Source organism: Pseudobacteroides sp. (genome assembly GCF_036567765.1).
Taxonomy (GTDB): Bacteria; Bacillota; Clostridia; order Acetivibrionales; family DSM-2933; genus Pseudobacteroides.
In genome coordinates, this window is the sequence record NZ_DATCTU010000026.1 from 1 (window position 1) to 15,130 (window position 15,130).

At 34.4% G+C, this 15,130-nt stretch carries 13 protein-coding genes; 7 read left to right on the forward strand and 6 right to left on the reverse strand.

The annotated features are described in order from the left end of the window. The first annotated feature begins 1,042 nt into the window (after nucleotides 1-1,042). From VIO64_RS04150 to VIO64_RS04175, 6 genes are all read left to right on the forward strand, one after another. Entirely contained in the window at nucleotides 1,043-1,213 is a 171-nt protein-coding gene (locus tag VIO64_RS04150; RefSeq protein ID WP_081927305.1) for a SymE family type I addiction module toxin, read from the forward strand. Nucleotides 1,214-1,219: 6 nt separating this feature from the next. Next, a complete protein-coding gene (locus VIO64_RS04155) occupies nucleotides 1,220-1,384 on the forward strand; it encodes a hypothetical protein (RefSeq protein WP_331915455.1) in 165 nt (54 codons plus the stop codon). Between the two features lie 17 nt (nucleotides 1,385-1,401). Next, nucleotides 1,402-1,746, forward strand: coding sequence for a DUF2493 domain-containing protein (locus tag VIO64_RS04160; protein ID WP_331915457.1), 345 nt, complete (start codon nucleotides 1,402-1,404; stop codon nucleotides 1,744-1,746). A 265-nt stretch (nucleotides 1,747-2,011) separates the two neighbouring features. Then, nucleotides 2,012-2,596, forward strand: a complete 585-nt coding sequence (locus tag VIO64_RS04165; RefSeq protein WP_331915459.1) for an IS110 family transposase — start codon at nucleotides 2,012-2,014, stop codon at nucleotides 2,594-2,596. Beyond that, complete coding sequence (locus VIO64_RS04170) at nucleotides 2,572-3,246, forward strand: transposase (RefSeq protein ID WP_331915461.1); 675 nt, start codon at nucleotides 2,572-2,574, stop codon at nucleotides 3,244-3,246. Before VIO64_RS04165 ends, VIO64_RS04170 begins: the two co-directional genes overlap by 25 nt. Nucleotides 3,247-3,306: 60 nt before the next feature. After that, entirely contained in the window at nucleotides 3,307-3,540 is a 234-nt protein-coding gene (locus VIO64_RS04175) for a hypothetical protein (RefSeq protein WP_331915463.1), read from the forward strand. 589 nt (nucleotides 3,541-4,129) lie between these two features. Here the strand turns inward: VIO64_RS04175 and VIO64_RS04180 are convergent. Next, nucleotides 4,130-4,504, reverse strand: a complete 375-nt coding sequence (locus VIO64_RS04180; protein ID WP_331915465.1) for a hypothetical protein — start codon at nucleotides 4,502-4,504, stop codon at nucleotides 4,130-4,132. 378 nt (nucleotides 4,505-4,882) lie between these two features. Here VIO64_RS04180 and VIO64_RS04185 point away from each other — a divergent pair, with 378 nt between their 5' ends. Then, complete coding sequence (locus tag VIO64_RS04185) at nucleotides 4,883-5,185, forward strand: hypothetical protein (protein ID WP_331915467.1); 303 nt, start codon at nucleotides 4,883-4,885, stop codon at nucleotides 5,183-5,185. Nucleotides 5,186-5,499: 314 nt separating this feature from the next. On the opposite strand, the gene VIO64_RS04190 is transcribed toward VIO64_RS04185, so the two are convergent. The 5 genes from VIO64_RS04190 to VIO64_RS04210 all read right to left on the reverse strand — a co-directional run bounded on the left by VIO64_RS04190 (nucleotide 5,500) and on the right by VIO64_RS04210 (nucleotide 14,823). Then, nucleotides 5,500-6,162 carry a DarT1-associated NADAR antitoxin family protein gene (locus VIO64_RS04190; RefSeq protein ID WP_331915469.1) on the reverse strand — a complete coding sequence of 221 codons (663 nt, stop codon included), beginning with the start codon at nucleotides 6,160-6,162 and terminating at the stop codon, nucleotides 5,500-5,502. Nucleotides 6,163-6,608: 446 nt separating this feature from the next. Beyond that, entirely contained in the window at nucleotides 6,609-8,651 is a 2,043-nt protein-coding gene (locus VIO64_RS04195; protein WP_331915471.1) for a DUF1998 domain-containing protein, read from the reverse strand. Between the two features lie 21 nt (nucleotides 8,652-8,672). Beyond that, nucleotides 8,673-11,885 carry a DEAD/DEAH box helicase gene (locus VIO64_RS04200; protein WP_331915473.1) on the reverse strand — a complete coding sequence of 1,071 codons (3,213 nt, stop codon included), beginning with the start codon at nucleotides 11,883-11,885 and terminating at the stop codon, nucleotides 8,673-8,675. A 2-nt stretch (nucleotides 11,886-11,887) separates the two neighbouring features. Then, the gene (locus VIO64_RS04205) at nucleotides 11,888-12,913 is read right to left on the reverse strand and encodes a hypothetical protein (protein ID WP_331915475.1); all 1,026 of its coding nucleotides are present in this window, start codon (nucleotides 12,911-12,913) and stop codon (nucleotides 11,888-11,890) included. Between the two features lie 2 nt (nucleotides 12,914-12,915). After that, nucleotides 12,916-14,823 (reverse strand): hypothetical protein, encoded by a 1,908-nt coding sequence (locus tag VIO64_RS04210; RefSeq protein WP_331915477.1) that lies wholly within the window; start codon nucleotides 14,821-14,823, stop codon nucleotides 12,916-12,918. Between the last annotated feature and the right edge of the window lie 307 nt (nucleotides 14,824-15,130).

Genomic DNA, 15,130 nt, shown 5'->3' on the forward strand with positions numbered 1-15,130 from the left:
ATGATAAAGCTACCATATAAAGACACCTCCTCAAATATCACTCATGAGCCTATGGAGGAAGATACCCCTGCATAAGCTGGAACAAAAGATACCGCTATCTCAGAAATACGTCAATGGACTTTGATAAAAAATAAAATAAAAAATGCTTTCTTCGTAGAGAACTCCTTTGTGACTTCGTAGGCTTCATCCGATATGATCGAAAAGACTGCTAGCAGTCCTTTCGATCATATCTCAAGTGAGGATTTCAAATTTTTATATATTTGAAATCCTCACTTGATGGGGCTTATGAGCTACTAAAAGAGCCCTTGAAGAGTTCTTGTAGTTATGCTGTTCTCATGAGCTTCTTACAAAGACAACTTCAGGTCACTATAATGTCACATACGGATTGGCAAAAAAGACAACTACATGTCTTTTTGCCAATCCTAAAGCGATAAAAAATATAAATAAAAAATATTTTTTATCGCTTGTTGTCGCTCAAAAGCGGCTGTAATAGGTGCTACTGAGCGGCTTACGGGTTTTACTTTAACTTCGTAGTGTCTTTGAAAGTGCTACCAGAGACATCTTAATAGACTCATACGGCTACTGGAAAAACTTTTTATTTGTTTTTCCAGTAGCCTAACGAAAATTATCAAATTTGCAAATTGATAATTTTCGTGTATGTGCTCGTAGAAGTAGCTTTCAGAGAGCCTTTGGAGGTGCTTATAAGTTCAGCTGAACCCGTGAGCATCTTAAATGATGCTTATATAGCTACTCATAAGTCACATTCAAATAGAGGTATGGCTTATATTTAAGCCGTACCTCTATTTTCAGGAGTATGGAGTGATAAAAGAGCAAATCACTCCATACTCCTGATGTGGCCTACGGAGACTCTAAATAGTGCAGTATGAGCGGCTTCGCAGAATTGCAGGGATAAGCATTTTTTATTTTATTTTTTTCAAAGCCCATTGACGTATTTCTGAGATAGCGGTATCTTTTGTTCCAGCTTATGCAGGGGTATCTTCCTCCATAGGCTCATGAGTGATATTTGAGGAGGTGTCTTTATATGGTAGCTTTATCATCTGTCAAGAGTCATTGGCTTGATGATTCACCTGCTATTGTTGTATCGGCTGAGTGGCTGGCTACATTCGGTTTTGAGGTTGGATGCAGGGTGGTTATTGATGTTACACAGGGTATTATTACTATTCGTCCAGTTGATTGTGAGGAAGAGATATGAGGGATTTTGAGAGGTTTTTACATAGGGCTGCCAGAGATTATGGCAGCTCAGTTTACCAGTTTAGGTTGGTGTTTTTTATCCGGTATTTATTCAAGAAGCATTGATATAGCTATATTTACAGATTCCAGCTTTAGTGCAAAGGCTTGTATTTATTACAGGCTTTTTCAGTAAAACTGGAGGTTATATATATGAAGGTTTTAGTATCTGGAAGTCGATTTTATCGGGATTACCAGAAGATTTTAGCTGTTATAAAAAGTCTTGATATTGATTTGCTTATTGCTGGAGGGTGCAGGGGTGCTGATACTCTGGCTGTTCGTGCTGCTCGTCAGTGTGGGATAAGTTTTATTGAGTATCCCGCAGACTGGCAGAGGTTTGGTAAAAGTGCCGGACCTATCAGGAATGCCAAGATGCTCCGTATGGAAAAGCCTGATTTGGTTTTGTTTTTCCATGAGAATTTATCATGTAGTAAAGGCACTGCTGATATGCTCCACAGGGTTATTGAAGCAAATATTCCTTATAGAATTTTTACTTAAAGTTGCTTTGTACCATGAATAAGGGCTGTTGATATTTGTGCGGGTTTCTGGCTATGTCGGATTCTAACGCTTTGCAGAGAATGCCTTTATTCTTGGTTTTGAAGTTTTTCTAAAGGCTGTATTTTTAATATGGCTTTTATAAAATCTTTAAAACCTTTGCTTAGAAGTTGATGCGGGACTTTTTAATAAGGTCTAACGCTGGGAATTAGGGATGCTTAAGGTCAATTTATGTACCTTGAAATATGAATAATGGAAGGATGATTTAATGTTACACCCAAAGATGTTGCATACATATTATGGAATCGATATCCATAAGAATCAACACAGTGTGGTTGCTATTAATTGCTTTAGTGAAAAGCTGGGAGAATTAACGTTTCCAAATAAAAAGCAGGACTTTGCAAAGTTAATAAGCTTTGTTAAAAAACATACACCACAAGGAATTACACCTGTTTTTGCTCTTGAGGATGTATTGGGAAACGGCAGGGAATTAGCAATATTTCTACTGGAAAAGAACTATAGAGTCAAATATGTAAACCCTTCATTGTCACAATCAGAGAGGAAAAACCAAGCTACCATAAATAAGTCAGATTCCATAGATGCCGAATGTGTAGCTAATGTTCTTTTAAATAAGCTTGATTCGCTGCCTGATGCAGCACCAAACGATTTGCATTGGGCATTGAATGAACTTGTAACAAAGAGGAACACACTTGTTAAAAACAATGTTGTTTTAAAGAATCAAATCCATACATACCTAACCATCACTATCCAAATTATAAAAGCTTTTTCTTTTCCTTGGATAGTAAAACATCACTGGAATTTTTTAAAGTGTTTCCGTCCCCGTCAAAATTAAAGGGAACCACCCTTCAAGAACTTACAGCCTTTCTAAGTCAAAAAAGCCATCATAACTGTTCTGAGAAAAAAGCACGTCAAATCCTTGATTATGTAGAGAAAGACGGAGATACGGAAAATGAATTTCAGGAGTTAAGGGATTTTATAGTTATATCATCAATTAAGCAAATCAATGATATCTTGGCTATCATAGAAAGCATTGAAGAAAATATGAAAAACCTTATTCCCAAATTTGTCTACAAGCTTGAAAGCATGAAAGGAATAAATACAGTGACAGCAGCCGGGATCATAGCTGAAATAGGTGATATATCAAGGTTTCCCAATGCTGACACTTTGGCCGCGTACGCTGGAATATCGCCGATGAGATATTCAACAGGTCAGACTAACAAGAATTTCAGTAACAAACTTGGTAACAGGAATTTATATCAAATATTCTTCCAAATAGCTGTCTCGGTGCTGAGTAATCCCAAAGAGAAGCCCACAAATGCTTACTTTTATGAATATTACAAAAAGAAACTTTCTGAGGGTAAAACAAAAAAGCAGTCAATCAAATGTATCATGAGAAAGCTGGTAAATATCATCTATAAAATGATGCGGGATAAATCAGAATACCGGGAACCGATCATGCCAACTGATAATAGCATCCAATAAAATGGGTGCTATTGAAACCACCATAGTATATAATAGAAGCAACAAATATAGGAGACTATTATGATTGAAAATATAATACTCTGGGGAATAGCTTTTTATATATCAATCAAGATGCTGATAGGTGGATACAAACTTTTATTAAGGAATGAAAATGCAAGCGAAGGTAGAAATATTATTTGTATGATTATAGGCATTATCTGTATAATAGCAGGAACATTCCTATTGATTTTGTTTGTCGATATGTTTTACAATACGTTTTTTTCTAAAATTCACTTCTCTAAAAGAACAACTTAAGCAGATATTATATAATTATGGAAAGCCATTAAGGAATATCAGGGGTCCAGACCTCATTTTCCGGGATATCTTAATTTCATTCAGACAGACAGACTTTAACGGGTTTTAAAAAGGGGTCACAAGATAAAAGCAAAAAGAATATTCAACTGGAATAGATTTTACAAATAAGAGATATTTTTTACGATGGAGGTGACTATAGCGTGGATTATATTCGATATTTAATTGCAACAGTTTTTGGATTAACTGGTCTTTGGCTTTTTATTCTTAATTGGAAAGTCTTTTGGAACAGCATCGTGAAAAGAAAGACAACAGCGTCTTGGATTCCGCTATTGGCAGGGTGCCTTCTTTGTGCTGCTTTTCTTATTTTTCCATTTAACTCTTATCGTTGGCTGTGTTGGCTGGCGTTCGTAATTGATTGGGGGTCTCTACCTGGAATATCCTTTTCAATATGGCATGGTATTTCGAGATTGCACTTGAGTTAATGAATTGTTGCCTCCGAAACCTACAGAGAATATCAGGGGACCAAGTATTTCGGCTGTCACACATTCGCAACGCTTCTATGTTCAATGTTTAGACGAAAACTTACTCTCTATTCTTCCTCAACATCTGGTTCTTTAATCCCTCTTTCTTTGAAAGCTGAAAGTGCAAAATCCAGTTTGAAAGCTATTTCTAAGCTTTCCATCTTGGTTTTAATCATATTGGCTTTTGGTTCTCTATATAATTTTCTATATTCTTTGATGAGGGTTTTATATGAGTTTAGTAATTCCTCGTTATTTAGATTTTTAAAATAATTTTCAAAACCTTCTGATATAACTTTTGCTTGTGCTTCATTATTCATTTTTTTGCCAAGATATCTATGGCATATAAAATATACAATAATTGCTAAAGTATACATGCCTATATGTTCTCCTCTTCCAAATGTGGCCAATATTAATAATAAATCTATTATAGCAGATGTTTTCATCGAGTCACCCACTTTTTTGTTTGAAGGTACGTTAAGTTGAAAGAACAGAAGTTATTTCTAACCTGAAATTATTGGTATAATATTACATAAAATAATGGTTATCTGCTTAATCGGAAAAGTACATAACTTGATCTGAAAACTGGCAGAGAATATCAGGTGACCCAAAAACAAGTATATAATCGCTTATATCGAATGATTATATTATTCGGTAATCTACATATTATTTACATAGGAGCAGACGCTACAAACAAATGTTGCTATAATTTTATTATATTTGGTATTAATTAATAATTAATTATACCGATATAACTTTTATATAAGGGTTAAATTTAAGCAATAATATGTGTTAAGAGCAGATAAATAGAAAGGAAGTTTTTTATGTTAGATGAAAAGATTTTCCTTACTGTCTTAAAAGAAATTTCAATAGGCCCCGAAGCATTAAAAAAATTTTTAAGTATATTTAATACAGAAATTTCCTTACCAAACATACCTATGAAAACAATGGGCGGACAGAAATTTTGGAACACTTTGTGTGAAATACATGGATGGAAACTTCAACAAAACATGATAACACATCATGCTAGAATATTAAATGCTGAGAATGTGCGTATTGCTTGGGGAACTATTAATGGTATGGAGAAAGCTCTTGCTCGTTTTGTTAACTTAAAAAACAAATACTAACATATCTACCAGCTATTCAAACACAATGACTTTACCAAGACCTGCTTTCTACCCGATCAAAACCAACTGTTTACGGCTCTTTCGGACTCTCAGAATATAAGTACAAGCATTCATTCGGAGTCTATCTGAGGTATCTAACGGAGTGAAGCCCGGGCCTTTTTGCCCCCCTTCCTTTAGAAACGCTGACGAAGCCATACTTTAAAATCTTCGCAGATGTCTTTAAAGCAGCTGACGAAGTGTCTTTGTTGTGACTTGCAGAGCCAGAGCAGAAATGGAATACGATATGGATATTATGCACATATATTTTGTGATACTTAGATTTGGGGTGAAGACTTGCTTTTGTATACTTTGAGGAACTCTTCCGGTGCATTCAATGCGTTTTCCAAAATTCCCATTCTTTTCAGCGAAACAAATAACGCTGCCGATCTTGCCTGACAATTAATTGACTTTTGAGGGTTAAATTCAATATCAGTAAAAGCAGAGTATTCCATTATCTGATTCGCTAATTCTCCATTTTGAGAAACTGCATTAAGGTAAAGCCAATCATAAAAAGCTGTTTTTGGCTCTAAAGGCCACTTTTGGCCATAGAAAACAAATTGAACAAGCTTTCCTGAATTTTTAAGCCGTTCATCTGCTTTAGCTTCTCTTGCTGATTTATTTAGCAAATCCAGAAAGGGTCCGCCAGATTCAAAAACTTTACTTGATTGAAAAGCAGTTTCGACGTTAAAGGTTGCATTTTGATAAGAGAACATAAGATTAAATGCACTTAACTCAACACCTATAGGCTGTAAAGATTTACTTGATATTTCTAAAACCTTGACAACTGGATAGTCTTGAATAAAAGCATTATGTAAGGATTCAATTGATTTTTGTTTCTGTGATTTTGATAACCCTGGGAACCAAGCAAAATCAATTTTCTTTTCTTCCACATATCCAACAATATTTGTATTTGAAATAAAAACTGGTCTATTAGCCAAAATACTCACCTCTTTCCATTTACCAGTCTAACAAAAAACAAATTCTTAGTAAAGGATTAATGGCTTAAGCTTTCTCAATTAATGCCTCAGATTAAGAATATTACTTAGTTTTCCATTTGACACGAAAATAAATAATAGTACGATTTGCCGGAAGTTACTTTCCAGGGTATTTCTTAAAAGTGTCAGAAAAAGGTTCTTACAGAGTGAATCTTGGTCTTTTTGTCCCCCAATCCTTTAGAATAACTGACAGAGCAATGCTAAGCTGCTTTTAAGAACCTGAGAAGTTGGTATAGAGCGAGCTTGCAGAGTCAAGACAGTAAAATTATACGATAAAAGTTTTATCGTATAATTTTACTGTCCCTGTAATCCATTATACAAGACCTATGAGTCGACTGAATTTTCGGCTTTTCTGTATATTCATTAGCTAAGTTTTATTTTTTTTTGAATTACGAAGTAGTACCCAATATATTATGGCATACATAGTTGTATGCTTTGGGTAATGCCTTAGTAATGACCCTATCAGGAATCAATATAGTAGATAGACCTGCATTTATATAGTTCTCATTAATCATAGCAGGGTAAACTATTACTTTTTTCTTGACATTACCATAGTAAGCAAATATACTTTTTCCCTCATTATCAATTCTTATTTTCGTCCCAGTCTCAAGTACACGTTTCAGTGAAGCAATAATTTCATATTGTTTATCTACTGGGATTTCTTCGGGAAGCTGACTATGCATTCCCCAGTCTAACAATTCCAGTGCTGCATATCTGTCCAATCGGTTATGTACCCTCTGATTCCAGAAATGTTTAATACAGTCTTGGCACGCAGTTTCACAATGAGAACTACAACTTAATGTTTCTTTGGTCATATTTAAAACATTGTCAACCATATCAATGACGCCAGAAGAATAACCAGCTCCACTTGAAAGACTATCATATAAGAAGATATCTGCATAGACAAACTCAGTACTATAACGCAGCCTATTTCCGCCTTTGATATCGTTAAACTCAACATCAAGTGCACGACCTACTGATAGAATCATTGCTTCTGTTAATGTTGTTATAGCATTTTTTATCCATAATCCATCAATTTCAGTATTAATTTTCTGCTTATCAATCATAATTTCGAATACAACCATATCCGTTGTAAAGTTATGTCCTAAATATACGTTTTCAGTGTCCTCATGCCTACATCTCTGCATGCTTGGTTTACGGGGATGTGAATATGGACGTTGTATTTCTCGTGGTTCTAACTTGTCATTACCTGTAACCGCAGCCCCACAATCTTTACAAACTAAAAAGCCCTTACTTTCTTGCCCTTTGTTTAGCACGGTAATTATTCCTGACCTTTTTGCCACACGAATATTTTTATAATTTGTTTCATGCATATCATCCTGTGCTGGCGTCGTTGAGTAACAGGGCTCCTCGGCATAAGATATTTCATTCTCTGCTTCAGATTCTCTTATACTTTTCCCGTTTATTGGAGCAAAACCCCAAGGTTTTAATAATCTATGGTCCCTATGAATAGTCCTTCCGCAGAATGGACATATGCCATTAATAGGATATTCTGTAGACATCCACCCGCACGAAAACTCCTCACACATGTAAATTGTGCTAAAGTAATTCCTATCTTCAAAATACGGACGAGCCTGCTTCTCATAATAACTGGGTTTAAACTTTGAGTGGTAGCTATATATACCCCCTATTTTATAAGTCTTTTTGTTTACTACAACAATTTTTCCAGGTGCGTATTCGCTAATTGCCATATCAAGTGATCTCTCTGGTCTTTGGTCTATACTCCTTCCATACTTATCTTCTATGTAAAGCCCAACAACGTTTTTAGGAAATGAATATGTAGGCAATATACCCTCGTAGAACAATACATCAAGAAGTGAAACTACTTCGTTATCCTGAGCTTGATATCGTTCACGATTTTTTAAAACGTCATCAAACATATTATCTAGCTTCTTTATAAGCTCTGATTTAAAAGTAGTCAGAGCGTAGTTGGCTATAGCTGGCAATATAGTATTTTTTAAATGAATATCAAATGTAAAGTTTCGTGAAAAATTCTTGAAATTCTCATACATATTTTCAAAAAACTTTATAGCTTCACATTTGTCAATATCTACATTGTTTGACATCATAAATTCATTAATAAGTAGCATGTTTAAATGTCTTTGGGTGAGCTTTTCATTCTGTATATCTATCCATGGTCTACGCACTTTGCCAGAAATAATATCTTTAGGATTATTAAAATACCATCCATCATGAGGACCATTTTGTGCATATGTAACAATAGTTGAAATAGAAGATCCTCGCCTACCTGCTCGACCTGCTCTCTGCTGATAGTTTTCTCTCATTGGAGGCACATTTCTTAAGCCAACAGCTGTCAAAGAACCAATGTCAATACCAACCTCCATTGTGGTAGTACAACTCAAAACATCAATAGGCATATCATCGTCAACGTTAATGTTTTGGAACCGCATTTCATAATTTTCAGTAGTAGACTAAGTATTTTCCCTCTGATCTTTGTGAGATAATTGAGCTGTATGTTCCTCAGTGTTTATAGTTCTTATATCGCCTATTCCGTGAATAGCATTAAAAATAGGATCTCTCCAAAATCTATATCTTTCAAAATCCTTTTCTGCCATCTCATATATATCATTACACCCGCAGTGTGAACAATGTCCCCAAATACTATATGGGAATATACCAGAGCACTTACTACATCTATACCAAATGTGATCTTCATTAAACTTCAAACATATCTTATTAAGCACGAGATATTTTGCATCCCCACTTTCTCGTTGCCGTAGAAAGCTTGAAAGGATGCCAAATACTTTTTCTATCATATGGTCTGAATATCCTTGAGATCTCATTATTTCGGAAATAAAGGCTGGCATTTTAGCATCATTTTCCATACCAAAACGGCTGCCACGTCTTGTTATGTTTTCCCTAACTTCATCTGGGATTGTCTCACCAATCGCATAATCCCGGAAACAAATATACTGTGCCCATGAAGTAAAAATACATAAAAACTCTCCTTTCGACATTTTAATTTTGGCAGTCTTAAGATCATAAATTGCATTTTCTACGTCCTCATAGTCGCTTGGTTCAATCCAGCATAAGCCTAGCCCCAATAAAGATCGGTTATAAAAACAGGTAAGTTTTATAATCTGTTCCTTAAACAATCCTGGCTGAGTAGTGAATGTGTTATTTGCAAGCTTATAATAATTTATAGATTTTCCTCTTTTTTTATCGCGTTCAATAATTTCTGCTATTTTCTCCAAGTCTTGCTTAAAAGCCTCTTTATCATCACCATAAAAAAACTGCAATCTATTTTTGTAGGCAATTTCGAGAAAAGCTGGATATAGCATATTGATTGTCACAATATCATCCCTATCGATAGACCACTTTTGCAGATTTGCTGCAGCCATAGCAATAGCTTGCATTGCAGCGGCATCATCACCAGCCCTAGTCATATCTTTTGCTAGTACTGCTGCTTTTTGTCTGCTATCAGAGAATAACAATACCTTTCTCCCTGCATTGGGCTGGTTTCGGAGTTTTCTTTCGTCAAAAAGAGTAGGTGGTTGAATTTTTAGTTGTTCGGAAATTAAATTATAAAACGGTTCATTACCTTTGGTTGAAAAGTCTGAAAGGTTATAGAACACTAGACGTTTAGAGCATTTTGGACAGCTTGAGTATGTAAGAATATTGGGTCTGTTTTTTTGTTCAGTAGTTGAATGGGCAATCTTAATAAAGCCGTCTTCACCTTCATATCTAGAGTTAAAGTAAGCCATTCCCGTTTTTGAATCAAGCCATCCAATTCTGACATTTTTATTAGCAGAAATTTTAAGTCCTTTGGGAACAATATAAAAATGTACTTCTTTAAGGGTACCATCAAATATTTCTCCAGGAGTCTTCCATAAGTATTTTTCCATGCTGGCATCATAATCCATATATGACTTAAAAAATAATGCTCCGCAACGTCTATCGTTTATTAGTTCATATACTTTACCTCCACAATCACAAATTTCTTTCCCGCTGTCAAAGTATATCTTACCAAGCGTAATCCCATCTCCATCACTTTTATTTGGACAATTAGGATTACTACAAGCATATAGCCCTTGCAGCCCTCTAAAAAGCATATGAAGTCTGGCAGGGAAAAGTACCTGCCCCTCTTTACTTTTTGCAAGTGGCATTACTGCAAGTAGAACTTGTGTTGCGGATAATGCTGTGATTGTATCATCATGAGGAAATGCTACTTCTGCTAGTGTATTAAGTTCTGTAGCATTACCTCTGCATTGTTTTAGTATGCGTAGTACTGGAGTAAGCTTGCTTAGATTTTCAAAAAGCCAAATTTCCATTTCTTGTATACTGTTAATGTTACATCCTGTTTGTCCAATTGCCTTGGAAAAAATCCTCACTTCATTAATTTTTGCTTTTTCATCACTTTGAAATGCATCAATTGATAAAAAAGAAATACTTTTTGCAGATAATTCTTTGCCGACTTCAAAATTAATTTCTTCAGGTGTGCCTGTAATTATATTAAAATTACTTTTAAACCTGTCTCCAGCGGTCAATCCACATGCAAATCTTTGTATAGTATCTTTTTCATCTTGTGTTTTATTCGGTATACTAGCACTTGTAAGAATAAATCTTACTTTTTCCCTTGATATCTTAAGCTTATACATCAAACGCCTTAGTAAAAGTGCAACTTCCCCTCCGGCTGCACCTCGATACATATGTGCTTCATCTATGACAATTAAAAGTTTATTTTCCTCTGAAGCATTCAACCATTGCCTTGTTCTATTCCATATATTCTGCTCAATAGGTCTTATAAGCATATATTCAAGCATTGAATAGTTAGTTACAAGAATATCAGGACACAGATTTTGCATTTCTTGACGTGTAATAAGTTCAGCATCATCTGGTTGAGTTGTATGAATCCCCATTTCCAATGCATCAACATAACTTAGGAAATCAACTTTGGAAGGATACCGCCCAATTTTGATTAGATCACTTATCAGTTCTGGCTCTCTATTCAGAATATCATTTCTCATTGTATCAGCTAGTTTTTTACTCTTATCACTATCAAGGGGACCGGGATATGGCGTTCTGCCAGTATACATTCCAAACTGGGGACTTCTTGAATTATTATCAAACGAATATTCTCTAAAAACTTTTCTAAAGTTTCCATTTTGGTCACCAATCATGCGTCTTAGCCTGCCTAGTTGGTCTGATACAAGAGCATTCATAGGATATAAAAGCAAAGCCCTAACTCCTCTTATTTTCCACATATTCGGCCGCCTTTTTGCTTCTTCTGCTATACTTGTAATCATTGGCCACATAAAACACTCAGTTTTTCCAGATCCTGTACCTGTGGTTATAAGTAAATCATCACCTCTGTAAAAAGCCTCAAGTGCATCTAATTGGTGTTTATATGGGCTTTCAAATACACCTAGCTTATTCCTACCCATTTCCAATAAAAATTCTTTGATATGGATTGGCAGACTTGAATTGATAATACCATTAGCTGCTATCTTATATGCTGGATTTGCTTCAATATATGGCTCTTGATATAAATTGCCTTTTTCCTGTAAAAGTTTCTCACATGCATTTAAAAGAAGCTCATTTTCTCCTAAATATTGTGATCTTATATAATCTTGCAACTTATTTACAAGTGCTATATGAGTGTTCTGAACTCCGTACTTATCCATATTCACTCCTCCAGTATCTTAATATTGAGATTATTTAAAGTATTTTGTATAATTTGCGTGAATTCAACGGGGATGATATATTTGGTAATATCCGATATATCTCGCGAAGGCCATGCCATCATATGTAAAAGTGATTGCTCTCTTAATGGTAAAGCACTAAATATTTTCATTTTAATTGCATCTCCATGTCTTCTTATTAGTGCTTTGCATTCCATATTATACATACCTTTTATACCATACATAAACCTACGTACATCATTTGTAGAGATAATAGCTTTTGGAAACTGATAAATATACACCTGCCGATTTCTGAATTTAGCAAGCCCATAATCAAAAATTCCATTCCTATAAACAGTTATTTTTCCCTCCTGATAAAATGCCTGATCCCAACTCTCAGAAAAACTTTTATAAGATGTAAAATTAAAATATTCTCTAGATTTTGTTTCATTTAGGCTTTTCTCGTAACTCCTGGAAATAGAATTTTCAAAATCACGCACAGTATCAACTGCATTTTTATCAGGAATAAAAAACATTCTTTTTATATCACTCTGGCAACCAAATTCAGGCTGCTTGTGAATATATGTTCCCAATCCAGAAACCATACTTCTTAAATAAAAACTATCTCCTCTATACAAATAAAAGCCGTCATATACCGATGCATATTTAGGCGAAGAAAGCTGTATGCTATTATTTATACCTGAAACGATGTAGCCAGCATATTCCAAACGCTTTCTTATTTCTCTAATAGGGTATTCCCATTTTTTAGTAGGATAAAACCAATTTTTCGCCTCTGGACAAATAGCCAACATTGCTTCAAGTATTTTCTCACACTTTTGAGTAACATGTATCTTACTAACTCCATCTGTGTATAATTCCTCATCGTTAACATCTCGGTCAAGTATTGCAACTTTAATCCACTCAGATAGTGCTGAATAAATGACCCTTGTTGCATAACTGGTATCATCCTCAAATGAATACCTTATTATTGACATATCTTTAGCCATTTGGTTAATAATATCTTTTTGCATAGTTAAGAATCCTTTTCCATAAGTTGTTCTATTAGCTCTTTTGCTCGTGGATTAAAACCTTGCAAATCTATCAATTCTACAATGTCATCCATATTGTCACGTATCTTTGTGTAAGGTATAATTTCAAACAATATAAGTGAAAGTAAAGAATTTTCTTTATTAAAGCAGTCAATAGTACTTAATAAATCTGCCCGTGTAAGGCTATATGCATTCGTCAACTTCATTGCTCTAGTGTATTCGTTTATATTTTTATAATTTACTCTGTAATCTTTAGGGCTGAATAGAGGTACAAGATCTTCTTTCACTATAGCTGAACTAAGTTCCCCTGATCTTATACTTGTTAATAAAGGTTCATACCACGCTATGCACATATAGCCAAGAAACCCTTTTGGTAATAATTGTAACGTTTCTTCAAACTCTACCGAAAATAAAAGTAGCTTATCTTTGACTTCTTTAATAAGCCCGATATAACAACACTCATCACAATATCCAACAGCATTTTCGATTAATACAACTTTACCTTTACAGTTAGTTACTTCATTACATAACTTTGAAAACGAGCTATATCCTGTTGGAATTTGAACAACATCAGCAGTGCTAGCACAAATAGAAATTGATATAGCATCGGCAATTTTCCTTGCACTTATCCCATTAAGAAGCACTGGAGTATTCGAGAGATATGCTCCAGTTAAATATGATGATAGTATTGATGAAAAATTCTTATCAATACCGATAATTTCAAGGTTTTCTTCTAATATTTCTTCTAATATTTCTTCTAATATTTCTATGCTATCAATACTTTCAGTTTGATCATTATAATCATAATACCCTGAAATATGGTAAATGTCTGGCCTAGAGACGACTTCATGTTGTAATATATTCTTTATTATAGCTATCTCACCTAAGAAAGCTCCTGTATTAGCATGTATGTATTTAATTTTATCTTCTAAATAAGCTTCAAGCTGATCACAATTTTTTTTGAGTTCAGTATTCTTATTATGAATAGAATTAGTTTCATTTATGAGGCTATCCCGCTTACTTGTCACTAAAGTAATTTCTTCCTTAACTTTTTCTATGCCACACTCTAATAATTTTATCTCATTCTCTAATGAATCCCTTTTTATGTTTTGCTCAGAAAACCATTTTTGTGATGCAAGATTCGAAAATTTTTCTGTAAGTGCAGGTATGTTCTCTATTGTGCCTTTAAGCAATGCTTCCATCCTTGTCTCAGTAGATAAAAAATCTTCGAGAGTGTATTTTGCCTTGTTAAAGAATTCAGAATAGTGTTCACTGTTTGGTACATGTCTAATGAAAAATTCGTTAATTTCTTCAATTTTTTCAAAAGCATCTGCTAAAAAGCTTTTAATTACAACTCTTTGTTTCCCAGAGTATCCAAGTTTTTTTGTCATTCCACCGAGATATTCTATCAACAACTCATCAAATGTTCTCATTGTTAAAATCCTTGTAGCATTAGGTAAATCAATTCTGGTGTATATAATCCTCCTTGGTGCCATTTCTGAATAATCGACTTTAATATTTAATTCCGTTGTATCAATAAAGTTATCTTTGTGAAGTATATATGAATTGAGACTTTTGCAGTTCTTACTAATTCGAATCATATTATCAATTCTAATACATTCTGATAAAGGTATTTCAACCACATAGTAGTCATAGGATGTCATTTTAATTGTGAGCAAAAAATCATTGGTAATATACTCTGGTACAATAAAACCTGTTCGCAGAACTTCAGTAAGTTTTTCATCAGAACACCCTAGTAAGTCGGCATCTAGAAAAGCTAATTCGTATGCTTTTTCTGGAGCTCGGGCTGACCATTGCTTAAGAGGATTGGATTCCTCTGCACTCCATTCCCAAATCCCAAGTTCATTAAGATTAGCTTCTTTTGGATCCATAGATATTCTACTGATAATTATAGAATTACATGTAATATCTTTTTTAAATTTAATAAGTTGGCCATTAATTAAATCTGCGATTCTGAATAAAAAGTATCTATTATCATTTTTTGTAATATTTCTTGCTCTTAAGCCCCCTAATCACCTTGGACAGTTTCGGAATAAACGTAAGTGTCAAACCGACTGTATCTTGAGTGAAGAGTAATTTATTGAGATAATACCTTAAAATAATAGTTCTGGGAGGTATTGATGTCAAGTAATATAAAACACGATATTTGGAAGGAAAGAATAGCTGATTATCGTTCCA